Here is a 23,290-nt window from a genome sequence, read left to right as displayed (position 1 = left end):
CGATCGAAACCGTTCCGAACGGAGACAACTTGTGATCAACCCTGTAGCCGACTTGCGTGACCGACGTGGTCGCCAGCTTCGCGAATGGCGCCATCACTTCCATCGCTATCCCGAGCTGCCCTTCCACGAGCACGCCACGGCCGCCTACATCGTCGAGGCCCTGGAATCGGTGGGCGTCACCGACATCGCCACAAGGATCGGAGGAACAGGTGTCGTTGCAACGCTGCGCCGAGGCGAGGGACCAGGAGTCGTCGGGTTGCGTGCAGACATGGACTGCCTGCCTCTGACCGAGGTCGGCACGCGCCCTCATGCTTCGCGCAACCCTGGCGCTATGCACGCCTGTGGGCACGACGGCCACATGACGATGGTGCTCGGTGCAGCCGCGGTACTCGCTTCCGAGGCCGGGTTCGACGGCACGGTTCGCTTTGTCTTCCAGCCTGCCGAGGAGCCGGGACGCGGCGCCCGGACCATGATCGACGACGGCCTCTTCACGCGCTTCCCCGTCGACGCCATCTACGGTCTGCACAACGCTCCGGGCTTGCCCGTCGGTCATTTCAGCACTCGAAGTGGACCGATCCTCGGCAGCGAGGACAACTTCGAGATCCGCGTCATCGGTCGCGGGGGACACTCCTCGATGCCCGACCGGGTCGTCGACCCGCTCGTGATCAGCGCCGAGATCGTGACGGCCCTCCAGACCGTCGTCGCGCGCAACGTCCCGTCGGGCGAGCCGGCAGTCCTCTCGTGCACCGAGCTCATCACGGACGGCTCTCGCAACGCCATCCCCCACCAGGTCATCATCCGAGGCGACACCCGCAGCTACACAGCAGAAGTCAGCGAGCTTCTGGAAAAGCGCATCCGCGCCTTGGCTGAGGGCATCGCCCACGGCCACGGTGCGACGTGCGAGGTCACCTACACCCGCGAGTTCCAGCCGACGGTGAACGACGAAGCCTGTGTCGAGTCCGCAGTCAAAGCCGCTCGGTCCGTCTTCGACGACGTTGACGCAAACTGCGACCGCCACATGGGCAGCGAAGACTTCGGGGTCTTCAGCCGGGAAGTACCCGGATGCTTCGCGTTCATCGGCAACGGTGTTGAGCCGGGACGCGGGGGCAACGCACTCCACAGCAGCGACTACGACTTCAACGACGACATCCTCGAGCGCGGTGTCCGGTACTACGTCAGCCTCGTCCGCACCCTGCTCCAGCAACCCCCAGCCGGGGGCTGAGGTCGAGGCCGCACGCGCTCGGCCGACTCGGACCGGTCGATGCGAGGGAACCGTCCTCGCGCCGACCCCACCAGGACCCGGCGACTCTGACGCCGGCATCTCTCCCAGGAGTGACCCACATGCACCTCGCTTCCCTCCCTGACCACCGCGCCCAGGTCGACCCGGATGGTCGAGCCGTCTCCGACTCGGCAAGGGCCCTGACCAACGCCGGACTTCGAGACGAGGTGTGCGCCGCCGCAGAACACCTCCACGAGCTCGGGGTCGGCGCGGGTGCCGTGGTGGCGCTGAAGCTGACCAATCGGATCGAGTTCGTCACCGCCATGTTCGCCGCATGGCGTCTGGGGGCGACGGTCACGCCGGTGAACCCGAGCCTGACGGAACGTGAGGTCGCTCGCCAGCTCGACGACTCGGGAGCCCACATCCTGCTGATCGAGGACGGCGCGCCCGCTGTGTCAGGGACACCGACCCTCACGATCGGTGCCCTTCGCCGCCTGCCGCGCGAGACACTTCGGCCCGTCGAGACCGATCCGTCCGACCTCGCCCTGCTCATCTACACCAGTGGGACCACTGGCGTTCCCAAGGGCGTCATGCTCGACCACGCCAACCTCGACGCGACGGTGGCGATGGGTCGTCTGGGCCTCGGGCTCGCGCCCGATGATCGTTGCCTTTTGATCCTGCCGCTGTTCCACGTCAACGCCATCGTCGTCAGCGTCCTTCTCCCACTCTCGCAAGGAGCGAGCGTGGTCATCGCAGACCGCTTCGACCCGAGTGTGTTCTTCGACCTGGTCGAGTCCGAACGGGCGACCTACTTCAGCGCGGTGCCCACCGTCTTCGCCATGCTGGCATCCCTTCCCGCGGAGGTGACTCCCGACACCTTCGCGGTCCGGTACGCCGTCTGTGGGGCCGCGCCCGCGTCGCCCGCACTGCTCGAGCAGTTCGAGGAGCGGTATGGCTTTCCGGTCGTCGAAGGGTATGGCTTGTCGGAGGCGACCTGCGGAGCGACGCTCAACCCCGTTGACGGTCCGCGGCGAGCGGGCACGGTCGGCGTGCCGTTCCCTGGCCAGGAGGTGCGGATCCTGGACGCTGACGGCGCCGAGGCTCCGGCAGGTGCCACCGGCGAGGTGGTCCTGCGTGGTGACAACATCATGCGCGGCTACCTGGGGCGGCCGGAGGAGACGGCGAAGGTGATCGTCGACGGGTGGCTGCACACCGGCGACCTGGGCTATCTCGACGACGACGGTTACCTGACGCTGGTCGGTCGGTCGAAGGACCTGATCATCCGTGGAGGCGCGAACATCTATCCGAAGGAGATCGAAGACGTCCTCACGGCGCACCCCGCGGTGCGAGAGGCGGCCGTCATCGGCGCACCCGACCCGGTGTGGGGCGAGATCGTCGTCGCTTACCTCGAAGCGGCTCCAGGTGAGGTCATCGACATCGCGCTGGTGGAGGCGCACTGCGCCGCGCACCTGAGCGGCTACAAGCGTCCCGTCGGATTCCGGGTACTCGACGCGCTCCCGCGAAATGCTCTCGGGAAGGTCGCCAAGCCGGCACTGCGCGACCTCTACTCTGCCACCGAGATCGCCTCGGCGGGCACCGACGCATGAGCGGTCCGAAGGTCTCCGACCTCCCGACAGCCATCTCCCGATTCGTCGCTGACGGGATGACGGTTGCGCTCGAAGGTTTCGGGCACCTCATTCCGTTCGCCGCCGCCCACGAGGTCATCCGCCAGAATCGGCGTGGCCTCACGCTGTGCCGCATGACCCCCGACCTGCTCGCAGATCAACTCGTCGGTGCTGGCTGCGTTTCTCGCCTCGTCGCGTCCTACTTCGCCAGCGGGTCCGCTGGCTCGTTGTATGAGCTTCGTCGGCGCATCGAGCGCGATGACCCAGCACCACTGGCGGTCGAGGAGTACAGCCACTACGGCATGGTCTGCCGGTATCAGGCCGGAGCCGCCAACCTGCCGTTCTTCCCGCTCCTCTCCTATGCGGGCAGCGACATCCCCAGCATCAACCCTGACATCAGGAAGGTCTCCGACCCCTATGGAGGCGCGGACGTCTATGTGGTTCCCCCTCTCCGGCCGGACGTCACGATCGTTCACGCCCAGCGCGCGGACCACAGCGGAAACGTGCAGATGTGGGGCATCGTCGGCGTGCAGCAGGAAGCCGCCTTCGCAGCAAAGCGGGTGATCGTGACAGTCGAGGAACTCGTCGACGACCAGATCGTGCGCGCGGATCCGAACCGCACCCTCCTACCGGCACACATCGTCGACGCCGTCATTCACTGCCCCGGCGGGGCGCATCCCTCCTACGCTCAGGGCTACTACGACCGCGACAACGCCTTCTATCGCGCATGGACGCCGATCAGCCGCGATCGGGAACGGCTCGCCTCGTGGCTCGACACGTGGGTGCGTCAGGTCCCCGATCGATCGGCCTACCTGGCTCTCCTGGGCGCCGATCGGTGGCAGGACCTCACGTCTGGTCCGCAGCCATCAGAACCGGCGACCGAGCGCCGCGTCGGGGCCGTGATCGCCGGACGTACCTCATGACCAGCGAGGAGCGCCCGTTCTCCGACGTCCCCCCGTCGAGCACCGAGTTCCTCGCCTGCGTGGCTGCACGTCAGCTCGCCGGCAGACGCCGTGTCTTCGCCGGCGTCGGCCTCCCCACCCTCGCTGTCGACCTGGTCCGGCGGACGACCAACCCCGCGCTAGAGCTCGTGTACGAGTCAGGGGTGTGCGGGGCCTCGCCCGAGGCTCTCGCCGAGGGCGTCGCCGACTCGGTGCTCGTGTCGGGAGCTGCTGCGGTCATCTCCATGCCGGCCTTGTTCGGCTACGTGCTGCAGGGCGGGCACATCGACGTCGGTTTCCTCGGTGCGGCGCAGGTCGACCGCTATGGAAGCCTCAACACGAGCATCATCGGTGACTGGAGCCGCCCGACCGTCCGTCTGCCAGGATCCGGTGGCGCGGCCGAGGTGATGAGGAACGCTCGCGAATGCATCATCGTCCTCCGGCGACACGACCCGGAGTCGCTCCCCCTTGATCTGGACTTCTGCACGTCTCCGAGTCCTGTGCGGGCTGCCGCTGAGGACGTGCGCATGGTCCCGAGCGGCCACGGCGTTTCCACGGTGATCACACCGTTGGCGGTGCTTCGGCGGCCGGACAAGTTCGGCGAGTTGGAGGTTGCCGAGGTACATCCGGGGTACACCCTCGAGGACGTTCAAGCGGCCACCGGCTGGCCGGTCCGCGTCGCGGCGACCGTCACCGAGACGGTGAGGCCGACCGTCGAGGAGGTACGGCTCTTGCGCGAGGAGATCGACGTCGTACGCCTCTATCTGCGGTGAGGACGCCGTCGGCGTCGGGGACTGCTGCTGCGGGGTCTCACACGAGTGCGTCAGCAGTCGACGACGTTGACGGCCAATCCGCCGCGCGAGGTCTCCTTGTACTTCGTGTCCATGTCTCGACCGGTGTCGCGCACGGTCTTGATGGCCTCGTCCAAGCTGACTCTGTGCGAGCCGTCACCGTGCAGAGCAAGCCGTGCGGCGTTGATCGCCTTGACGGAAGCGATCGCGTTGCGTTCGATGCAGGGGATCTGCACGAGGCCGCCGATCGGGTCGCACGTCAGTCCGAGGTGATGTTCGACGCCGATCTCGGCGGCATTCTCCACCTGGGCGGGTGAGCCTCCGAGCAGTTCGCACAGGGCGCCCGCGGCCATGGCGCACGCAGATCCGACCTCCCCCTGGCAGCCGACCTCTGCGCCCGAGATCGACGCGTTCAGCTTGAAGAGGATGCCGATCGCCGCGGCGGTGAGAAGGAATCGCACGATGCCGTCTTCGTCGGACTCAGGGATGAAGCACACGTAGTAATGCAGAACCGCTGGCACGATGCCGGCGGCCCCGTTCGTCGGGGCCGTGACGACACGGCCGCCGGAGGCGTTCTCCTCGTTGACGGCGAGCGCGAAGAGGTTGACCCAGTCGAGCACGCGCATCGGGTCGTCCGTGTCGGGAGCGCTGGGGCCGCTCGTGAGCTTCTGATGGAGGGCCGGCGCGCGCCGGCGCACCCGGAGTCCGCCGGGGAGCTCGGTCGCGGGATCACGCCGGCACCCGGCTTCCACGCAGGACTTCATCGCCCGCCAGATCGCAAGCAAGCCGGCGCGGATCTCCGAATCCGAGCGCCGAACGCGCTCGTTCGCCATCATCACATCGCTGATCCGCAGGCCCTGAGACGCGCAGATCTCGAGGAGCTCGGCAGCGGTCGAGAACGGGAACCGGACCTCGACCCCGTCTCGCACGGCCTCCTGCGATTCGACCTCCTCCGGGTCGATGACGAACCCCCCGCCGATGGAGAAGTACGTGCGCTCCAGGAGCACCGCTCCGGCATCGCCGGACGCCGTGAATCTCATCGCGTTGGGGTGCTGGGGCAGCGCGCGCTGCCGATGCATCACGATGTCGAGCTCGGGGTCGAACCGGATCGCATGCCGACCCCCGAGGAGCAGGATCCCCGTGGCTGCGGCGCTGGTGACGCGTCGCCCCACTGACTCGGTGTCGACGGTGGCCGGCTCCTCGCCCTCGAGGCCGAGCAGCACTGCTGTTGCTGACCCGTGCCCGTGTCCGGTGGCGCCCAACGACCCGAAGAGCTCCGCCCTGACGCCGGCGACGTGTTCGAGAAGCTGCCGTTCAGCCAGGAGCTCGACGAAGCGCTTCGCCGCCTTCATGGGACCGACCGTGTGGGATGACGACGGTCCGATCCCGATGGAGAAGACGTCGAATGCACTGAGCGTCATGAAGACCGTCACGTGCTGCTCGGGCGGCCAAGCCGTCGCTGCGGCTTCGCAGAGGGTTTCATCGGGGCGCCATACGGATCGCGCCGTCCAGCCTGATCGTCTCCCCGTTCAGATAGGAGTTCTCGAGGATGCTGACGGCGAGGCGCGCGTAGTCCTCTGGCTGACCCAGCCGCTTGGGATGGGGGACGGACGCCGCCAGACCTTCGCGGATATCGTCGCGGAGTCTGGTGAGCATCGGCGTGTCGAAGGTGCCTGGAGCGATGGTGTTCACGCGGATCTGGCGGCTCGCCAGGTCCCGGGCAGCCACCAGGGTCATGCCGTGGACGGCGGCCTTCGACGCGGTGTACGACGTTTGGCCGATCTGGCCGTCAAAGGCTGCGACTGATGCAGTCATGACGATGGCTCCACGATCACCGTCGACCACGTCGTTCTCTGCCATCGCCGCCGCCGCGAGTCGAAGCACGTTGTACGTCCCGACCAGGTTGATCCTGATGACCTCTTCGAAGGCGTCGAGCGGCGCCGGTCCTCCTTCCTTGTCCAAGATGCGGATGCGGTCGCCTCCGCGACCGGCGCAGTGCACCACAGCGCGCAGAGGAGACGTCCGAGATGCTGCGGCGAGGGCATCCCTGATCGCTTCCGCATCGGTGATGTCAGCAGGGTGGAATGTCACCGCGTCGGCGAGGTCGCCGAGAGCTGCCCTGCCAGGGTTGTCGGGCAGGTCGACGACGGTGACACTCGCTCCCGCGTCGACGAGTCTCCGCGTTGTGGCCAGTCCCAGGCCTGACGCGCCTCCTGTGACCAGCGCGGATGTCCCACTGATGTCCATGACTACTGCGTCGCTCCTTCGATTCTGTGTGATCGGACTTCCCCATCGGCGCTGGACGGCCCAGTTGTCGAGGCCTTGCCGCCACATCGGGTCGAGGTCACGAGGCGGACCGGTCGAGAAGTTCGAAGATGGTCGCGTTCGCGGTACCTCCGCCTTCGCACATGGTCTGGAGGCCGTAGCGGATCCCGTTGGAGCGCATGTGGTGGATGAGTCGTGTCGCGAGGATGGCACCGGACGCGCCGAGTGGGTGACCGAGCGCGATCGCGCCTCCCAGCGGGTTGGTCCGCCTCGGATCTGCGCCGGTCTCAGCGAGCCAGGCGAGCGGAACGGGCGCGAAGGCCTCGTTCACCTCGAACGCCCCGATGTCCCTGATGTTCAGGCCGGCCCTTCGGAGGACCTTGCGGGTGGCAGGGATCGGACCGGTGAGCATCATGACCGGGTTGTCGCCCACCACGGCGCCGGCGTGATACCGCACGATCGGCGTCAGACCGAGCTCCGCAGCCCGCTCCGGCGTCGTGACGACAACCGCAGCAGCGCCGTCCGAGATCTGCGATGCGTTGCCTGCATGGATCGTTCCGTCCGCACGGAAGGTGGGCTTGAGCGCCGACAACGTCTCGATCGTCGTGCCTCGTCGCAGGCCCTCGTCCATCGAGAAGGTGCTTCCGTCTTCCAACGGCACCGGCACCAGCTGACGACTGAAGGCGCCTGAATCGACGGCTTCGGCGGCCCGGCGGTGACTCTCCGCCGCGTACCCGTCGAGGACGACTCGGCTGAGCCGCCACTCACGGGCGATCATCTCGGCGCTCGGCCCTTGCGCGAGCTCGGTGACGCCGTACCGGTCGAGGACCGTCTGTCCGTACGGCAGACCGCTCTCTCTTGCCGCACCGAGAGGCACGCGGCTCATCGATTCCACGCCACCGGCCACCACGAGGTCGAAGGCGCCGGACATCACCGCGTGCGCGGCCTGGTCGATCGCCTGTTGGCTCGACCCGCATGCGCGGTTGACGGTGACCGCGGGGACGGTTTCAGGCCATCCTGCGGCCAGGACGCCGAAGCGACCGATGTTGCTCGACTGATCCCCGAGCTGCGTGACGCAGCCCCAGATGACGTCGTCGATCTCGGCGGGGTCGATTCCGGTTCTTGATGACAGCTCGCGCAGGACGATGGCCGTCAGATCCACGGGGTGGATCTCAGCCAACGAGCCGTTGCGCTTGCCGATCGGAGTGCGGATCGCCTCGACGATCACCGCCTCACGCAACACTGATGACCCACTTCCTGACATGGACTCGCATGGTGGATGCCCTCACGGCCGTATGGATCAAGTCGTCAGAGCCCCGCCTGACGGATCAGGTCGTCGATGATGACGGCGACCTGACTCCACAGCGACAGGTGGCCTTCGTTCTCGTACAGATGGGCGACCGCGCCTGCCACGTGAGCGGCCAGCCACTCACCGTGGGCGAACGGCACGGTCCAGTCGGCCGTTCCGTGCCAGACCGACACGGGGACTGAGATGTCGCCGAGCTCGATGCCCCAAGGACGCGTGAAGGCGAGGCCGTCTTCCACCCACCCCTCGATTCCGAAGGCAAGGCCGCGGTTGATCGACGCGAGAAGCCGGGAGGCGAACTCGCCGGTCGCGAAGGCCTTGTCCGCTGGTGACGCCAGGTCTCCGAGCGCTGCGGCGACCTGGTCGGCGGAGATGGAGCCGTACTTCGCGGGCTCGTGTTCGAGGAGCCGCTCCAGTTCGGCTCGCCCGGCGACCGCAGCGTTGTACTCGACGATGTTCTCCGCGCCCATCCCCTCGAAGAACTCCAGCCCGGTCGCGTGGAACGGTGCCACTCCAGCGCCGACCGCGGCCGCGCGGCACCGTTGCGGAAGCCCGGCCGCGCTGGCCAGTGCGTGGGGGCCGCCGCCGGACCATCCGAGCGTGATGAAGTCGTCGCAACCGAGATCGTCCAGGACGCCGGCGACATCGGTGGCGATGTCGATGACTCGTCGACCCGGGTGCGCGCCGGACATGCCGTACCCCGGTCGACTTGCGACGACCAGTGCAAGCCCGCGTTCGCGCGCCACTCCCGAGAGGTAGGCATAGGGCACCGCAGCGCCGGGCGTTCCGTGGTGGAACACGAGCGGGAACCCGTCGGGGTCGCCTTCAACGAGATACTCGACCGTCCGTCCTCCCGGGAGAGTCGCGGCACGGTAGCCATCGAGATCGATCGCGTCTGATGCGGTGGTCGCGTCGCTCGTGCTGGTCACTGCGAGATGACCGTCCGGGCCGGAGCCAAGGGTCGACATGTACGTATCCGTTCGGGAGTGGGATCGGCACGGGCCAAGGCCGGCCCGTCGAGTCCGCCCGACCATGCCGCAGCGTCGCGGCGCGCGGCTGACCGTCACTACACGTCATGCCTGACCGGGTCTTCCGGCGGTCGATGCGACTCGTCCCCATCGTGGCCGCCCCAGAGAGCAGAAGAAAAGCGAGAGACCCCGGTCACCAGAGTGAAGCAAATGCGGACGATCAGCGCAGAAGCGGCACGACGGACCCGGCGCGATGACGACGCGGGCGGTGGGGCGATCACCCGGGAGGACGTCCGCTTTCGCTTCACGATTGAGGCCAAACATTGCCGCTTTTCTTCAGGCCGGGCGGGTGAACAGTATTCGGCTACTCCACCTCGAAAGGGTCTCTCATGTTGAAGTCAGGTCACTGCGTGCGGCGCCTTGCCAAGCGCCTTGGGGTCGTCCTCACGGGCGCATCGCTCTCCGTCGTTCTACTGACGGGCTGCGGAAGCGACGGGTCGAGCTCGAACGGCGGCGGCGGTGGTGTCCTCCGCATCGGTGACGCCTCGTCGAGGATCGACTCCCTGAACCCCTTCGTCGGTCACAACGGCTTCGCCACTGCGACGTTTCGCGTCATCTACCCCTACCTGCTTCAGTACGACCAGTCGCAGAACATCGTGGGGGACTTCGCGAAGACGACCGCGGTGGCGGACGGCGGGAAGACCTTGACGTTCACGACCCGCGACGGCGCCAAGTGGACCGACGGTGAGCCGCTCACCGCCGCCGACGCGGCCTGGACGATCAACGCGGTCGTGCGGCTCAAGGACGGGGCAGCCGCCACGTTCGCCCCGTACGTCACCAACATCGTGAAGGCCTCCGCGCCCAGTCCCACGACCCTGACCGTGGAGTACAGCACTCCCACAGCCACTGCCGAAGATGGCCTCGCCTCGCTGCCGATCCTTCCTGAGCACATCTGGGAGCCGATGGCGGCCGGCAACGGTGAGCAGCTGGCGACCTTCGCCAACGCCTCGCCGGTGAGTGCGGGCCCGTTCAAGCTGACTCAATACACGGAGAATCAGTTTGCGAACTTCGCCAGCTACCAGGGGTACTACGGCCCGGCGCCCAAGCTCAAGGGCTTCGGATTCCAGTTCTTCACCAGCAACGACGCGATGCTCAGCGCGCTGCGCTCCCACGAGCTCGATGTCGCCTACGAAGTCCCGCCCACGGCCGTCTCGCAGCTGGAGAGTGACAAGTCGCTGACCGTCAACAACGTCCCGGGACTGGACACCGATGTGCTCGGTTTCAACTCCAGCACGTTCCAGAACGAGCACACCGAGCTCAAGGACCCTCGTGTGCGGCAGGCCATCGACCTGGCCATCGACAAGAAGTCGCTCATCGACGTGGTGGCCGACGGGTCAGGGATGACCACCGGGACGATGGTGCCTCCTGCCCTCAAGCAGTGGAACAACCCTGCGGTGACGGCGACCCCATACGATCTCGGTCGCGCCAATGACCTCTTGGACTCGTTGGGATACGCGCGAGGAGCGGACGGCGTTCGGACCGTGAACGGTCGGCCGATGTCGTACAAGCTGCTCTTTCCGTCGGTAGCGACCGGTGCGCCTCGAGTGGTGACCGAGGTGGTCAAGCAACTCGCGGCGATCGGCATCAAGGTCGATGCGCGATCCTCCGACTTCCCGACCTTCCTGCAGGCGATCTACGGGTCGGACAATCACTACCGCAACTGGGACATGATGATCAGCGACTACGCGTTCGGCTATGACCCCTCGGGCTACCTGTTCTCGTGGACGTGCTCCCAACTGGGGGGCAACAACCTCGCGGCCTACTGCGACCGGGATTACGACGGTCTGTTCGCCCGTCAGAGCACGCAGACCGGGGCCGACCGCGTCAAGACTGTGCGCCAGGCACAGGAGCGCTTCGCCCAGGCGAAGCCGGTCATCCCGCTCTACGTGGCGAACGCGATCAGCGTCGCACGCAGTGTCGGCAACCTCCCTGAGATGACCAGCTCGCCGCTGGTGGTCGTGAACTACATGTCCAAGATCTGGATCGAGCAGGCCACGATCGGATGAGGACGTCAGTCATGAGGGCCGCCGCCGTGCTCGGGCGGCGGTTGTCGGCCGGCGCTCTGGTCACCTTGGCGGTCGCCGTGGGCAACTTCTTCCTCTTCCGCCTGGCGCCGGGAAACGCAGCCAACCTCGGCCTGGTTCCCAACGCCTCGCCTGAGCTTCGGAGTTCCCTCGAGCGCCAGTTCGGTCTGGACCACTCGACCGCCACTCAGCTCAGGGCCTATCTCGTGCAACTTGCTCACGGCAACCTCGGGGTCTCGTTCGGCAACCGCCAGCCTGTGGCCGCCAACCTTTGGACGGCGCTCGTCAACACGGTGACCATGGTGGTGCCAGGACTCGTCCTCGCGTTGGCGCTGGCCGTCATCACCGGCGTCTACGCCGCCTGGCGGCGCGGCTCAGCCGGTGACCACGCGCTCCGCGCCGTTGCGCTGACCATGTTCGCGATCCCCGGGCAGTGGTTGGGAATGGTGCTGCTGTACGGCGCTCGTGGTCACCTGCCGGCTGGCGGTATCTCCGATCCCTTCCTCACCGGCACGGGCCTTCAGGCGCACCTGGTCGACCGTATGCAGCACATGATCCTGCCGTGTCTCACCTATGCCCTGATCGTCTATGGCGCGTTCATGATCGTGCTGCGGACATCGCTCGTCGAGACGCTTTCTGAGGGCTACATCCTGGCGGCCAAGGCGCGTGGACTGAGCAACCGACTGATTCTGCGTCGTCATGCCTTGCGCAACGCGCTGCTTCCGTTGGTCACGCTGGTCGGGCTGACCATCGGCACGCTGGTCGCCGGTGTCATCCTGGTTGAGAGCGTGTTCTCCTGGCCGGGTCTCGGTGAGGCGATCTACAACGCCGTCAATGCCCGCGACTACCCGATGCTGCAAGGCGCGTTCCTCCTCCTGACGGTTGTCGTCGTGCTGAGCAACCTCGTCGTCGACGTCACGTACAGCTACCTGGACCCGCGGGTGCAGTTGTGACGGCGACAACGGTGAGCCCCCTCCCAAGGAGGGGCCGGAGCTTGCGCGTCCGTGACCACAAGGCGGCGGCGGCAGGGCTGGTGATCATCGTTGCGTTCGGTCTCCTCGCCGTGCTCGCCGACGTGATCGCGCCCTCGTCGATCCACCAGCAGGTCGGGCCTGTGTTCGGGCCGCCGTCACGAGGTCACGTTCTGGGGCTCGACGACAGCGGTGCAGACATGCTCAGCCTCGTTCTGATGGGAACACGCGTCAGCATGATCGTCGGGCTGGCGTCCACGGTCATCGCCGTGGCCGTCGGTGGAGTCGTCGGAGTGCTGGCCGGATACTTCGGCGGTCGCGTCGACGCCTGGCTCATGCGCCTGACCGACGTCTTCCTGGTCGTGCCCATCCTGCCGTTGATGATCGTGGTGGCGGCACTCTGGGGACCCAGCGTCGGCCACGCGATCCTGATCATCGGCCTGCTCTCGTGGACCCCGACCGCTCGGGTGATGCGATCACAGGTCCTCGCCACACGAGAACGGGCGTTCGTCCGACGGGCGAAGGCTTTCGGGGCCGGCCACATGAGGATCATCTGGCACCACGTGTTCCCGCGGGTTCGTGGCCTCCTTGTCGCCAACTCGGTGATCGTCCTTGCCTCCGCGATCTTCTTCGAAGCGGCGCTTGCCTTCCTGGGACTGGAGAGCGTGACGACGACCTCCTGGGGCACGCTCATCGCGAACGCGTTCAATCGCGCGGCGTCGAGTGCGGGAGCCTGGTGGGCCTTCGTCCCGCCCGGGGCCTGTATCGCGCTCCTGGTGCTCGGGTGCAGCCTCGTTGCGATGTCGTTCGAGGACGCCGGGAGCGCTCGCGTGCCCGCGTCGCACATCTTCGCCGGCAGGCTGGAGGTGACCCGCCGTGATGGGCAGTGATCCGCTCCTCGAGGTGCGTGACCTCAATGTCTGGCTGCCCGCGGCCGCCGGAGGGCCCCGGGTCCACATCGTGCGCGACGTCTCGTTCACTGTGGGACGGGGCGAACGGCTCGGCGTCGTCGGGGAATCCGGCTGCGGCAAGTCGACGACGCTGCTCTCCCTCGTCGGACTGCTCCCAGCTCGCGCGGCGGTGTCTGGCTCGATCCGACTGGACGGCGTCGACATCCTCGGCGGCGCGGCTCCGCGTGGACAGGCTCTTGATTCGGCCCGCGGACGCGACATCGGGGTGGTGCTGCAGAGCAGCATGAACACCCTCAATCCGGTGTACCGAGTGGGGCGTCAGATGCTCGAGGCACTCCGTCCAGAAGCTCGCGCGGACACCGGGCAAGCACGCGCGCGCGTTCGCGACCTCCTCGAACGAGTTGGTCTGCCCCCTCGCGTTGCGCGAGCGTTTCCGCACGAGCTCTCCGGCGGCATGCGTCAGCGGGTCGCGATCGCGCTGGCGCTCGCTCCGGAGCCGAAGTTGCTCCTTGCCGACGAGCCGACCACGGCGCTGGACACCATCGTCCAGGCACGGGTCATGGAGGTGCTCGATGCTCTGTGTGCGGAGGACCAGATGTCCGTCATCCTGGTCTCCCATCACCTGGCGCTGGCGGCTCGGTTCTGCGACCGGCTCATGGTCATGTACGCCGGCCGCGCCATCGAGCATGCAGCACCGGAGAAGATCTCGACGCTGTCAAGCCATCCCTACACGCGGCTGTTGCTCGCGGCGACTGCCGATCTTGGCACTCGGAAGGACGCCGTGGTCTCGATTCCCGGCGCTCCGCCCAGCTTGGCGCTGGCCCACACGGGTTGCCCGTTCGAACCGCGCTGTCCGGAACGCTTCGGTGAGTGCGCCGACCGCGTTCCACCGCTCGACCAGATCGGAGCCGACCACCACGTCGGTTGCTTCGCGAGGCACACGAAAGGCGACTTGGCATGAGGCCGATGGGGCTGAACATCAGGGACTTGGTGATCGACTACCCCGCCAGGCGCGGCAGTGGGGCGACTCGCGCCGTCGATGGCGTGAACCTGCACCTCGACCGCGGTGAGTTCGTCGGCATCGTCGGAGAGTCAGGCTCAGGGAAGTCCTCGATCGCCAATGCGATCATGGGCCTCGCGCCGGTGACATCCGGTGAGATCTCGCTTGGTGACACCAACCTCGCCGCGCTCCGGGGCAAGCGGGCCCGACACGCCCGCCGTCCTCTCCAGCTCGTCATGCAGGACCCATTCGAGGCTCTCGACCCCCACCTGAGTGTTCACCGCCTGGTCGAGGAGCCGCTCGTCGTCCACAAGCTGGGCCGATCGAGAGAAGAGCGACGCACCCGCGTACGCGAGGCCCTCGAACAGGTGGGCTTGTCGCCTGCGGAGGACTTCGAGGGGCGCCGCCCGCACGAGCTGTCCGGCGGTCAGCGCCAGCGCGTCTGCGTGGCGGCCGCCCTCATCGTGGACCCGCACGTCGTGATCGCGGACGAGCCTGTCTCGATGCTCGACGTCTCGGTCCGCGCGGGTGTGCTTCACATGCTCGACGCCTCCCGCCGTCGGGGGAACGCCGTGTTGATGATCACCCACGACCTGCCGACAGCGGCGGCGTTCTGCGACCGGCTGATCGTCATGCACCAGGGCCGGATCGTCGAACAGGGGACGTCGCTGCAGGTGGTCGGGAACCCCAGCCATCACTACACGCGGGAGCTCCTCGACGCAACGCCCGCCCTCGGCCGTCAGAGCGCCTCCGTTCCGGGGAGTTGACGCACGCACGAGTTGGCGCGCCAGCGGGCCCTCCCGCCCGCCATCCTGAGAAGTCGAGTCCTCCCGGAGCAGTTCTCCGGGAGGACTCGACTGCGGTGTAGCGGAGGCCTCCTCGGCTACGTGCAAACAGGCCGCGTCAAGGGGCGAGCTTTGTCGACGGCGACCGATCTGATCGGAGCTACGAGCGCATCGCCGACGCTTCGAGGACCGGCCAGAACGGCCATGGGTCCGTCGCGCTGAACTAAGCCCGGCCCACGGGTTCTGCAGCGGTCCCGGCGGAGGTGAGTCGTTCGACGACTGCGGCGTACATCGTTGCCTTGATCGTGCCGAGGGTCTCCGGGTCCTTGCCGGCGAGCGGCCTCAGCCGTGCGACCGCAGCTCCGAGCAGATCCGTCGACGAAGCGACGTCGTCGACGATTCCTGCGTCGAGGGCCGCCGCGCCGGGGAAGCGATGCCCGGTCGTCATCATGGCGATGGCAGTGCGAGATTCGAACTTGGCCTGAACGAGGGCGGCCATACCTGGCGAGAAGGCGACGTTGAGATCGACCTCCGGAAGACAGAAGTAGCCGCGGTCTGCTCGCATCACCCGCCAGTCGTGCGCGGCGGCAAGCATGGCTCCCGCGCCGAAGGCGTGTCCGGAGACTGCTGCGACGGTCGGCACCGGAAGCGTGAGCACGCGCGCCAGCAGCGCTTCGAGGCGTCTGGTCTGCGCAGGGCGTTGGTCAGGGTTGGCCTTCACCCATTCGATGTCCAGGCCGGTGGAGTAGAACTTGTCCCCTCCGATCGTGGCCAACGGGGCCGGCGTCTTGATGACCTGGTCGAGCGCATCGTTGACAGAATCGATCCAGTCCGGGGAGAAGCGGTTCTCGTCGTCGCCGAGGTGCAGGATGTGTACACCGTCTCGGTTTGCCAGCGTGGGCATGAATCGTTGTCTCCTTCGTCGGTTTCGCCACGGCCTACGCCGCGTGGCCGCGACGAGTGTCTGCTGACGATGCGCGCCACGAAAAGCGCGAGAATATGGCCGGAATCGTGAAGGAGAAGCGTGTCGACGGTCTCGTTCAGCAGATCACCGTTCGCTGACGACCGACGGCGCTCCGGACAGCGTCAGCTCGATGTGAAGGATTCGGCTGCCTGCTCGAGAGCGGCCCGCATCGCGACGACCGCGGTTCGGTTACGCGCCGCTTCGCGATACGCCACGAGCACTTGACGGCTTTCCATCTCCGATGACGCGGGCAGTGTTCGCAGACTGGAGGTCGCCAGTTCAAGGGCGAGCCTCGGCAGGACCGCGACGGCCAAGCCCGCCTCGACGAAGCGCAATTGCACGGCGAGGTCCTCCGAGGAGCACACGATGCGTGGCTCGAATCCTTGCTGGCGGCATTGGTTGACGACCCAGGCACGAGGCACGGAGTCTGCAGCTTCCGCCGCCCAGCCGGCTTCGGCCAGCTGCGCGAAGACGTTGCGTCCCGGGTCGACCGAGGTGAACGTAGCCTCGTCCATCGCCAGCCACAACGGGTCGTCAAGCAGATGTTCGAATCTGAGGCCGGGGGTGGCAGGGACCGGAATCCCCGGATATGCCTCGGCAATCACGAGATCGAGGTCCGCTGCCTGCAGGGCCGAGAGTGTCTGCTCCGGCTCACCCTGTTGGAACTCGACCGTCAGCTCAGGATGTTGCTCGCGGAGGATCGAAACGGCTCGCGGAACCAGGCTTATCGCGGCCGACTGGAACGCGGCAAGGCGTACGGTCCCACGCGGCCGCTCGAGCGACATCGAGATGTCGGCCTCCGCCTGTTCGACGAGATCGAGTATCCGAGTCGCGTGCTCGACGAGTATCAGGCCTTGCGGCGTCAGGTGCAGCCGGCGCCCGACCGGTTCGACCAACGACACGCCCACTTCGCGTTCGAGCTGGCGAATCTGCTGGGACACGGCTGATGTGCTGTAGCACAGGTTCTCGGCGACGGCCGAGAGCGTGCCCCGACGGTGCAGCTCGCGGAGCACCTTGAGTCGCGTGATGTTGATCATCGGTCTCCTCGGTTCGCAGCGAAAAGCCTCGGGTCATGCGGCTCCACTCGCCCGCCTGCGGGCGATTGTGAAGCGGTGGTGGACGGAACTCTCACAGAAGTATCGCTTTCTCTTCAAGGTTATGACGAGCATCATGTGGCCATGGCGCATCACTGGTACGTGAACCCCCAGGCACGGGAGTGGCGGACACCGCCGCCGCGATCTGCGCGAGCCTTCCACCAGACGTTGCCCGGCTACCGGCCCACGCCGCTGGTGTCACTGCCGGCCCTGGCGGCCGAACTCGGTGTCGGGCACGTCGTGCTGAAGGATGAGTCGCACCGTCTGGGACTTCCAGCTTTCAAGATCCTCGGAGCTTCGTGGGCTGCATGCCGCGCACTTGTCGACTCCTATGAGCTGGACGTCGAGGCGATCAGCGTCGACGCACTGAAGGACCACATCGAGACGGAAGTCTCGCCCGACGAGCGTCCGGTGCTGGTCACTGCGACCGACGGCAATCACGGCAGGGCGGTCGCACGGATCGCGGCGATGCTGGGCCTCGCTGCCCGTGTGTACGTGCCGTGGGGCGTCAGCGAGGCGGCTGTCCGAGCCATTCGCCAGGAGGGCGCCCAACTTGTTCAGTTGTCCACGGACTACGACGAAGCGGTGGCGTTCGCGGCACGTTCCACCGAGAACAGCAGCGTCGACGTACTCGTGCAGGACACGTCGTGGGAGGGCTACACCGACGTTCCGCGTTGGGTCGTCGATGGCTACACCACGTTGTTCCAGGAAGTTGATGAGGCACTCCTCGAGCGAGGCCTTCCCAGCCCGGGTCTGGTCGCCTGTCCAGTAGGCGTCGGGGCGTTCGCTCATGCGATGGTCGACCATTACCGCTCAGGCAGCGCCGCTCCCTCGCTCCTGAGCGTCGAGCCGGACGTCGCGGCTTGTCTCGCACAGTCCCTCCTGGCCGGCGAGCTCATGACCATCAAGACGGATCTCACCGTCATGGCGGGCATGAATTGTGGGACTCCGTCCAGGTTGGCTTGGCCGACACTGGCCGCGGGGATCGATTCGGCAGTCAGCGTGTCCGACGACGAATGTCGACGAGCCGTCGCGGACCTCGACGATCTCGGGCAGGACGTCGGACCCTGTGGGGCCTCCACCCTCGCTGGTGTTCGCCAGGCCGTTGCCTCACGCGATCGCCGCGACCTCCTGGGGCTCGATGAGGAATCTGTCGTCGTGCTGATCAGCACCGAAGGCTCCCGCGCGAATCCGTTGCACTGATTCAGGGCCCTGGTTCGGGTCGCGTGCTGGGTGGCTTCGTACGGCGCCACCCAGCCGCGCGACTCGGAGCCGGATATCCGACGAGCGAGGCCGAGCGAGGTCACTGCCAACGCGTTGAGCTCCGGGTGATCATGACCAGCCATGTCATCCAGGCCAGGCTGAGAGCCCAGGACGCAACAATCAGGACGGAGTGCGCCGAGTTGAAGCCGTCGGACCCCGCGACCCAACCTTCGGCGAGGTAGGCGAGACCGGACAGGCCCATGAGGGCGGCGATCATGCGGGGCGCCGTGGGCATGGCCCCTGCCACGCCCGCGGCGACCACGAGCAGCGCGAGCCCCATGGCATAGGCGTGATAGCTGCTCATCCCCCACTCGAGCCAGCGCATCGCTTCGGCGCTGGCGAATCGTGCCGACTTGTCCGCCCCTGCCGTCGTCCACGCGTGATCGACCTGCTTGTTGCCGATGCCGTCGACTGCCTGCAGCACTCCGTAGAGCGCAAGCGAGACGACCGCGAGGACCGCCCCGACGCGTGCGACGGCGACCGAGGTCGGTGTCCGGGCGTCGAGTGCTGCGCACAGGATGACGAGACCGGCGACGATGATGGCCACGGTCAGAAACTGCAGAGCGTGGACGCCCTTCCAGTCTCCGCTGTGCGCATAGCGAGCGAAGATCGACTGATGGTCGTTGGCATCGCCGCCGGCATGGAACTGAGTGATCAGGATGAAGAGAACCTGGCCGGCGAGGAGTAGGCGTGCCGCCAGGCGGAGGGAGGCGCCGGCAAGAGCCGTGCCGGGGACGCTCGTGGCTGTGGTCATGGTGGGGTCTCCTTCGTCGTTGTCGGAGGGGAGGGACGTGATGCCGCCGATCTGGGCGGCGGTGGACTGACGGAGCGACCGTGCGCGGCCAGCTCCGGTGAGCTCCTCAGGAAGCCAGGTCACAGGCCTGAGAGGCCGTCTCGATGCCACCGCTGTGGGTGCCGCCGCGGCAGGCATCGAGAGCGAGTCTCAGCGCTCAGGAGTGCGGAGCCGTTGTCGTGGCGAGCCAGGCGGCGCCTGCGCTGGTCGTCGGCGTCGCGAAGCCGCTGGCGGATCTCGTAACGGGCGATGTCGGCGTGGATGGTGGTGTGCATGGCGATCTCCAGAGGGTGCGCGGACATGTGCGGTGGAGTGCCATCGTCTGATTCGCGGAGGAGTGGTCGCGCCGGTGATTTCGCCGGGTTCGCCGGGTTCGTGGGCTCGAACAGGAGCGCCGAGCAGGATCCGGAACATGCCTCTCGTCAGCGGCTGACCCGGGGTGGCGACCTACAGGCGAGTGCGCAGCATGTCCGCGAATGCTTCAGCGTTCTCTGGAATCTCGGCCAGGTAGAGCGACGGCTCGATCAACTCGATCTCGCTGACGACCAGACGACCCTGGTGATGAAGCATGTCGACCCGCCCGTAGGCGAGGTTGGTGCCGACGACTTCGCCGGCCGAAGCGATCGTCCGGGTCGCGAGCGCAGCCGCCGCCGGGTCGAGTGGGGTCGGATGGGAGGCGCCGCCGTGGTGCTCGTGAACGCGGATGTCGTCGTTGCCGGCCACCTTGCGCAGTTGACTGGTGGCACGCCCGTCGAACACGAACACAGACTGCTCACCATCGGTCCGAACCGACTCGACCAACGGCTGAACCAGCCACGGGCCCTGCGAAACGCGCGTCAGCGCCTCTCGGTCGCGCACGACGACAACGCCCCGGCCGTCTGCACCGGTCCGCGGCTTGACCACGGCCGGACACCCGAACTCGTCCACAGCTGCGGGAAGGGTTGAGGAATTCAGGGAGGCGAATGTCGTAGTCCCAGGTGGATCTGACCGCGACCAGGTCAGCGTCGGTCCAACCGACGTGTGGGTCGTCCCAGGTGACCCAGCGGCTCGACACTCCTCGCGTCGCAAGAGCTTGGTCGATCGCCAGGTGCCCAGGCTCGCCTTCGGGCCAGTCCTCTGATGTGACGAGCAAGACCCGTGGCTTGCTCGCCGTTCGTCGCGTGGATCGCTCGTAGGACATCTGCGTGGATGTGGTGCTCGGTACGGAGCGCCCGCTGGACTGGGTCAGGTCGGGCTGTGAAGCGTCGGTCGGCATCCGTTGCCTGCTCTCTCCTCGGTTCTCGCCACCAGTACGTCCTGAGCAGCTCCAGTTCGATCTCGACGCGCTCCTCGATGAAGCCGCCATGGCGGACCGCGCCGACACGGAGGAGTCGGGCGGTCCGCCGGCCAAGGCCTAGGCTCGTCTACTGCTCGTAAGCGAGCACGATCTGCGGCAGTCGCCGGGTGACGCCGCCGAGCGTCCAGGTGTCGACCGTGGTGTCGGTGTAGATCACCGCAGCCTTGCCGCTGGCGGGGTCCTCGGCGACCTCGAACAGGTCGAGCAGCTCGCGGTCGCTGGTGCAGTCCTCGCCGCTGAGGCAGACCCTGCCGACGTGGTTGGGCCCGTTGCTGACGAGTCCATTCGACCAGACGCCGCCCTGGAGATGCGCGTCGTAGACGTTCCAGACCGCGCTGGCGTCGTCGATCGAGGTGGCGGTCGAGCCGTAGTAGACGACGTCGACCTTGCCGTTCCGCGCAGCGACCGAAGGCATCACGGTCGTGTTCAGCTGAGCGTTAGAGACCTGAAGCGGCATGCTCCAGTCCTCGCCCTCGTCGGACGAGGAGCTGGCCCAGATCCCGTGCTGGTCGGTCCAGGCCGTCCAGAGCACCCCCGTCGCGGGATCGACGGCGAGCGTCGGCCAGAAGTTCGACAGGTTGGTGAGCGGGGGTGCGTGGTGGACGAGGTGCGCCGTCCACGACTTCCCGCCGTTGGTCGAGCGGGAGACGTAGACGTTGTTGAAGTCCTCGCTCGTCCCCTTCTCGACGCGGGCCTCGCCGGTCATGAAGACCTGGTAGACATCGCCGCTCTTCGGGTCGGCCACGATCGGCCCGACGCGGTTGTTCGCCGTTGCGTCGCCGGTCACCGCACCCTGACCCGGGATCGGGCTGGCCACCTTCGTCCACGTCCGGCCGTCATCGGTCGAGCGCCGTACCCGGATCAACTCGCTGTTGGCGGCGTCGTGGTAGGACAGCCAGGCGCTCGTGCCGTTGGTCGTGATCCACTGGCGGTCGGCACCGGCAACGTCGATCGGGATGGATGTGCACCCGGCCGGCTCCGACACCTCCGCCGGGCAGCGGGTCACTGAGACGCCGAACCGCGCGGAATCGAGCGGGGCATGTCCTCCGAGCACCCCGCGGTTGACGATGGTGTCGAGGTCGGCCAGCAAGACGGTCCCCGCCGAAGTCACCTCCACGTCAGCGTCGCCGTCGCCGACGTTGACCCGGCCGGCGCCGTTCGTCGGCAGGAGCGTGTCCATCGCGCCGAAGTAGGACAGCGGCTCTTCACCGAAGTGGCCCTTCCAGAGGTTGACCTGGACCGACATCTGGCCCAATCCGTCGACCACCATCGCGTTGTCCGGCCCGCCGAAGGCGATCGCGGGCTCGCTGTTGCCCGACTGGCCGGAATGCGGCGCGGTCGTCGCGCCCGGCACCAGCGGGAACGCAGCTGGCGAGGTCGGCGAGTACAGGGTCGTGTTCGAGAACCCCGGTCCGACGGGTGCGGCAGTCGGTGCGACCTGGGCTGCGGCACCGAGTGGTATTGCTGCGAGCGCGGACACTGTGACTCCGACGAGCAAGTGACGCATGTTCATCGTGTTCTTCCTTTCGAGGCGTCGTCGGTGCATCGGCGTTCTGCCTTGCGTACTCGACGGCGCTGGGGCCTGGGAGCAGACGGGGAGGCGACCTGGGCACCCTGCGTCCCCCGCCAGGACCCGTCCGGGGCGCCCGGCGGTAATCGTGGCGGGCTCCTGAACCGAACAAAAGCGCAAACGTGTGGCCGAGAACGTCAAGCAAATGTGTCCGGATCTGCAGTGAAGGAGAGCACCCGACGTGCCGGTCACTGCTTGGTCATCGCTGAGCCCGCAAGCGCGAGGTCCGTTCTATTGGCACCTCGTGTCGATCGAGTCAGCCTGCGCCGGCTAGAGGTGGGCGGTGGCGTGGACCGCGACCTGGCCGGCGAGCCAGCTGGCGTCGTCGCCGACGAAGCCCAGGAGCGCCGAGCCGCGCGAGTGTTGCCACGGCAGGCCGATGAACCACAGGCCGGGCACGGAGGTGGCACCACGCTGGTGAGTGATCTGACGGCCGTCCCATACGCCCGGCACGTCGAGCCAGCTGTAGTCGGGCCTGAAGCCGGTTGCCCAGATCACGACTGACACGTCGTCGAGGGAGGACTCATCTGCGAATCGCGCGGCGTGCCCGGCTGCAGCAGTGAGGCGGGGGCGGACGTCGATGCCGGCGCCGTCGACGTCGTCCCACGTGGTGCCGATGACGAGGTCTCCGCCGCGTCTACGGAACCAGGCTGCGACTGGCGAGGACGCGGGACGGGAGACGAGCCGCGTCTTGGTCAGCCACCAGAACAGATCGCGGCCGAGGGGCCGCTGCGGCACGGTCGTCTGACGGGATCCGGCCGCTAGGTGGACCGCGTGCGTCCGTGCGACCTCGAGGGCTACCTGGAGGCCTGAGTTGCCGGCGCCGACGACGAGGACCCTCCCGGCGTCCGCGGCAGGCAGGTCGGTCGGGTTGCGATAGGTCGAGGTGTGCAGCTGGGTGACCGCTGGCGCGAACCCGGCGGCAAGGCCAGGGATGGCGGGCTGCTGGAACGGGCCGGTCGCGACGATGACCTGCCGGGCCGACAGCGTCCCCTGGCTGGTGGCGACCTGGAACATGCCGTCGCGCTGCACGACGTGCTGGACGCAGGTGTTCAGCATGACCGGGAGGTCGAACCGGTCGACGTACGCCTTCAGATAGGCGGCGACCTCGTCCTTGCCCGGGTAGGTGCCGCGGGCCGAGGGGAACCCCATGCCGGGGAGGGAGGAGTACTCGGCGGGGGTGAACAGTCGCAGCGAGTCCCATCGACTGGCCCAGCTGTGCCCGATCTCGGGGGCTGCATCGACCAGCAGGAACCGCAGACCTCGCTGGGCGAGGTGGTATCCGACCGCGAGGCCGGCCTGCCCGGCGCCGATCACGAGCACATCGAGCGGAGTGTTCGCAGGAGTCTCTGCGGTGGGCCGTGAGGCGGTGGGGTCGGTGGCGGCGGACATGGGGCTGCTCCT

Annotated in this window: 21 protein-coding genes; 11 read left to right on the top strand and 10 right to left on the bottom strand. The window is 67.3% G+C overall.

Going from position 1 to position 23,290, the window contains the following annotated elements; all coding sequences use genetic code 11:
- The first annotated feature begins 31 nt into the window (after positions 1-31).
- The 4 genes from ABD205_RS04145 to ABD205_RS04130 all read left to right on the top strand — a co-directional run bounded on the left by ABD205_RS04145 (position 32) and on the right by ABD205_RS04130 (position 4,558).
- Complete coding sequence (locus tag ABD205_RS04145) at positions 32-1,222, top strand: M20 aminoacylase family protein (protein ID WP_344042693.1); 1,191 nt, start codon at positions 32-34, stop codon at positions 1,220-1,222.
- A gap of 119 nt (positions 1,223-1,341) precedes the next feature.
- Complete coding sequence (locus ABD205_RS04140) at positions 1,342-2,826, top strand: class I adenylate-forming enzyme family protein (RefSeq protein ID WP_344042691.1); 1,485 nt, start codon at positions 1,342-1,344, stop codon at positions 2,824-2,826.
- The gene (locus tag ABD205_RS04135) at positions 2,823-3,767 is read left to right on the top strand and encodes a CoA transferase subunit A (RefSeq protein ID WP_344042689.1); all 945 of its coding nucleotides are present in this window, start codon (positions 2,823-2,825) and stop codon (positions 3,765-3,767) included. Before ABD205_RS04140 ends, ABD205_RS04135 begins: the two co-directional genes overlap by 4 nt.
- Positions 3,764-4,558: a CoA-transferase subunit beta gene (locus ABD205_RS04130; protein ID WP_344042687.1), complete on the top strand. Its 795-nt coding sequence runs from the start codon at positions 3,764-3,766 to the stop codon at positions 4,556-4,558. Before ABD205_RS04135 ends, ABD205_RS04130 begins: the two co-directional genes overlap by 4 nt.
- Positions 4,559-4,608: 50 nt before the next feature.
- Here the strand turns inward: ABD205_RS04130 and ABD205_RS04125 are convergent, their stop codons facing one another.
- The 4 genes from ABD205_RS04125 to ABD205_RS04110 form a co-directional block, all read right to left on the bottom strand.
- A complete protein-coding gene (locus ABD205_RS04125; RefSeq protein ID WP_344042685.1) occupies positions 4,609-5,997 on the bottom strand; it encodes an L-serine ammonia-lyase in 1,389 nt (462 codons plus the stop codon).
- A gap of 58 nt (positions 5,998-6,055) precedes the next feature.
- Entirely contained in the window at positions 6,056-6,823 is a 768-nt protein-coding gene (locus tag ABD205_RS04120) for an SDR family NAD(P)-dependent oxidoreductase (protein ID WP_344042683.1), read from the bottom strand.
- Positions 6,824-6,920: 97 nt separating this feature from the next.
- On the bottom strand, positions 6,921-8,105 hold the full coding sequence (locus ABD205_RS04115) for a thiolase family protein (RefSeq protein ID WP_425572775.1): 1,185 nt from the start codon (positions 8,103-8,105) through the stop codon (positions 6,921-6,923).
- A gap of 44 nt (positions 8,106-8,149) precedes the next feature.
- Positions 8,150-9,115: an alpha/beta fold hydrolase gene (locus ABD205_RS04110; protein WP_344042681.1), complete on the bottom strand. Its 966-nt coding sequence runs from the start codon at positions 9,113-9,115 to the stop codon at positions 8,150-8,152.
- Positions 9,116-9,504: 389 nt separating this feature from the next.
- On the opposite strand from ABD205_RS04110, the gene ABD205_RS04105 reads away from it, so the two are divergent.
- From ABD205_RS04105 to ABD205_RS04085, 5 genes are read left to right on the top strand one after another with little or no spacing between them, the layout of a single operon-like run.
- Positions 9,505-11,181, top strand: coding sequence for an ABC transporter substrate-binding protein (locus ABD205_RS04105; protein ID WP_344042679.1), 1,677 nt, complete (start codon positions 9,505-9,507; stop codon positions 11,179-11,181).
- Positions 11,182-11,192: 11 nt separating this feature from the next.
- Positions 11,193-12,152: an ABC transporter permease gene (locus tag ABD205_RS04100; RefSeq protein ID WP_344042677.1), complete on the top strand. Its 960-nt coding sequence runs from the start codon at positions 11,193-11,195 to the stop codon at positions 12,150-12,152.
- 41 nt (positions 12,153-12,193) lie between these two features.
- Positions 12,194-13,060, top strand: coding sequence for an ABC transporter permease (locus ABD205_RS04095; RefSeq protein WP_344042675.1), 867 nt, complete (start codon positions 12,194-12,196; stop codon positions 13,058-13,060).
- A complete protein-coding gene (locus tag ABD205_RS04090; RefSeq protein WP_344044453.1) occupies positions 13,050-14,042 on the top strand; it encodes an ABC transporter ATP-binding protein in 993 nt (330 codons plus the stop codon). The genes ABD205_RS04095 and ABD205_RS04090 overlap by 11 nt, the downstream gene beginning before the upstream one ends.
- Positions 14,039-14,848 carry an ABC transporter ATP-binding protein gene (locus ABD205_RS04085; protein ID WP_344042673.1) on the top strand — a complete coding sequence of 270 codons (810 nt, stop codon included), beginning with the start codon at positions 14,039-14,041 and terminating at the stop codon, positions 14,846-14,848. Before ABD205_RS04090 ends, ABD205_RS04085 begins: the two co-directional genes overlap by 4 nt.
- 241 nt (positions 14,849-15,089) lie before the next feature.
- Here ABD205_RS04085 and ABD205_RS04080 read toward each other — a convergent pair whose 3' ends face one another.
- Together ABD205_RS04080 and ABD205_RS04075 are read right to left on the bottom strand one after the other, a co-directional pair.
- Complete coding sequence (locus ABD205_RS04080) at positions 15,090-15,770, bottom strand: enoyl-CoA hydratase-related protein (RefSeq protein WP_344042671.1); 681 nt, start codon at positions 15,768-15,770, stop codon at positions 15,090-15,092.
- Positions 15,771-15,952: 182 nt separating this feature from the next.
- Positions 15,953-16,867, bottom strand: a complete 915-nt coding sequence (locus ABD205_RS04075) for a LysR family transcriptional regulator (RefSeq protein ID WP_344042669.1) — start codon at positions 16,865-16,867, stop codon at positions 15,953-15,955.
- 141 nt (positions 16,868-17,008) lie between these two features.
- Here ABD205_RS04075 and ABD205_RS04070 point away from each other — a divergent pair, with 141 nt between their 5' ends.
- A complete protein-coding gene (locus ABD205_RS04070) occupies positions 17,009-18,127 on the top strand; it encodes a diaminopropionate ammonia-lyase (RefSeq protein WP_344042667.1) in 1,119 nt (372 codons plus the stop codon).
- A 100-nt stretch (positions 18,128-18,227) separates the two neighbouring features.
- Here ABD205_RS04070 and ABD205_RS04065 read toward each other — a convergent pair whose 3' ends face one another.
- Both ABD205_RS04065 and ABD205_RS04060 read right to left on the bottom strand, forming a co-directional pair.
- Positions 18,228-18,941, bottom strand: coding sequence for a hypothetical protein (locus tag ABD205_RS04065; protein ID WP_344042665.1), 714 nt, complete (start codon positions 18,939-18,941; stop codon positions 18,228-18,230).
- A 486-nt stretch (positions 18,942-19,427) separates the two neighbouring features.
- Positions 19,428-20,048 carry an ATP-grasp domain-containing protein gene (locus ABD205_RS04060; RefSeq protein WP_344042663.1) on the bottom strand — a complete coding sequence of 207 codons (621 nt, stop codon included), beginning with the start codon at positions 20,046-20,048 and terminating at the stop codon, positions 19,428-19,430.
- Between the two features lie 116 nt (positions 20,049-20,164).
- Between ABD205_RS04060 and ABD205_RS04055 the strand changes: the two genes are divergently transcribed.
- Positions 20,165-20,377, top strand: coding sequence for a hypothetical protein (locus ABD205_RS04055; protein ID WP_344042661.1), 213 nt, complete (start codon positions 20,165-20,167; stop codon positions 20,375-20,377).
- A 6-nt stretch (positions 20,378-20,383) separates the two neighbouring features.
- Here ABD205_RS04055 and ABD205_RS04050 read toward each other — a convergent pair whose 3' ends face one another.
- Positions 20,384-21,829, bottom strand: a complete 1,446-nt coding sequence (locus ABD205_RS04050) for a sialidase family protein (RefSeq protein ID WP_344042659.1) — start codon at positions 21,827-21,829, stop codon at positions 20,384-20,386.
- Between the two features lie 327 nt (positions 21,830-22,156).
- Positions 22,157-23,278, bottom strand: a complete 1,122-nt coding sequence (locus tag ABD205_RS04045; RefSeq protein WP_344042657.1) for a flavin-containing monooxygenase — start codon at positions 23,276-23,278, stop codon at positions 22,157-22,159.
- Positions 23,279-23,290: the final 12 nt, after the last annotated feature.

This window comes from Nocardioides panacihumi, from assembly GCF_039530925.1.
GTDB lineage: Bacteria > Actinomycetota > Actinomycetes > Propionibacteriales > Nocardioidaceae > Nocardioides > Nocardioides panacihumi.
Note: the sequence above shows the minus strand (reverse complement) of the source record. Positions and strands in the feature narration are given on the sequence as shown.